The organism is Undibacterium sp. RTI2.2, assembly GCF_035018705.1.
GTDB lineage: Bacteria > Pseudomonadota > Gammaproteobacteria > Burkholderiales > Burkholderiaceae_D > Undibacterium.
Map to the genome: position 1 here is coordinate 1 of NZ_JASJXN010000116.1, position 1082 is coordinate 1082.

1 protein-coding gene is annotated in these 1082 nt (G+C 51.0%); it reads right to left on the reverse strand.

Going from position 1 to position 1082, the window contains the following annotated elements; genetic code table 11:
- A partial coding sequence (locus QN395_RS21325; protein ID WP_323493045.1) for a transposase occupies positions 1 to 961 on the reverse strand: 961 nt, incomplete at its 3' end.
- Positions 962 to 1082: the final 121 nt, after the last annotated feature.

The following is a 1082-nucleotide window of genomic DNA, read 5'->3' on the forward strand; positions in this document are numbered from 1 at the left end:
AACGCTGTTGTTCATGCGGGGCGAACGGTTTCTTCTCCCCGCCGCGTGCGTTGTGATCAATTAATGGCACGTGGCCAAGACTTTTGCTGTGTGCCCTTAACTCTTCACTGCAATACGCTGCATCCATCAAATCGTACAAATTCGTTACTCGTGCGGCCGTCATCGTTGCTAACGGCACCGCCGTTTGACTATCGTGCACCGAGGCGCTGGTCAATAGCGCACTGATGGCAACGCCGCAGTCAGCGGTGTCGATATGCAGCTTGTAGCCGTTCCAACTCACTTTATAACCTTGCGCATTGCATTTAGTGCCGCGGTCACACTCTTTGGGTAAAGCATTGACGATGCTCGGTAAAGTTTGCGTCAACTGCCAGCCTATCTTGGTCACTTTCTCTTCCTTTGGCGGCCTTATCTCGCCTTTCTTTGGCCGTCCACGGCGCTGCTTTTGGGCCTTTTCTACGGAAACAACTTTCATGTGTTTCTTCGGCTTCTCGCGCGCCGCAATCGCCGTGCCGTCACGGCTGATGTGTCCAATGAGGCTGTCGCCTAAATAACTCTTGATCAGCGCTTCGTGCACTTTCTCCGCTAATTTGGCTTGGGCAAATTCGCCAAAGGCGCGCGAAAAAGTGGCTTCATTCGGAACTTCTTTCCACATCTCAAAGCCGCACAGCCGTTTTAAACTGCGATCCATCGTCAATCGTTCTATTAAGGCCGCTGTTGTATTGAGCCCCAACACAGCTTTGGCGATGAAGGCGCTGGCCAATGCACCACGGTCATGCGGTTTGCGTCCTATCCCTTGCCATTGGTCCGACACAAATTCTTCGATGCGCACCCAGTCTAGTACATGAATCAATTTTTCCAGCTTCGGCGTCAGTGACCCGCATTGCTGTTTTATCTCCGGTAGCAAATCGTGTTGCAGTAAATTCCAGCGTTGCATTATCAGCAGGCGTTGTGTAGGATTCATAGCGGAGCGCAGATGGTTGTTTAGTCACTTTCATCTTGCCAGAAATGGCCGCTCCTTTCTCATCTATTTTGCGCTTCTCGCAATAAAATTACTCTCCGGTGTTTCGTTTTGCAAGAACCTC